Raw genomic sequence first — 468 nt, 5'->3', positions numbered from 1 at the left:
CCGCAAGTGAAAAAAGAAAACGTAGGGAATATAGTGTCACCGCAAGTGAAAAAAGAAAACGTAGGGAATATAGTATCGCCAAATGTATCGAAAGAAAATGTAGTTATTCCACAAGTCATACCGCCAAATATTCAAATGCCAAATATTCAAATGCCAATCATGGATAACAACCAACCACCGAATATAATGCCAATCATGGATAACAACCAGCCACCGAATATAATGCCAATCATGGATAACAGCCAGCCACCGAATATAATGCCAATTATGGATAACAACCAGCCACCGAATATAATGCCAATTATGGATAACAACCAGCCGCCGAATATAATGCCGATTATGGATAACAATCAAATGCCGAATATGATGCCGATCATGGATAACAATCAAATGCCGAATATGATGCCGATTATGGATAACAATCAAATGCCGAATATGATGCCGATTATGGATAACAATCAAATGCCG

The 468-nt window shown here is 38.2% G+C and carries 1 pseudogene; it reads left to right on the top strand.

Features of this window, described 5'->3' with window-relative positions:
- Window positions 1-468: pseudogene (locus DN401_RS30130) on the top strand (peptigoglycan-binding protein LysM); the annotation flags it as partial.

Origin of the sequence: Bacillus sp. BF2-3, from assembly GCF_008368795.1 — a bacterium.
Lineage (GTDB): Bacteria > Bacillota > Bacilli > Bacillales > Bacillaceae_G > Bacillus_A > Bacillus_A cereus.
This window is presented reverse-complemented; position numbering and strand designations above follow the sequence as displayed.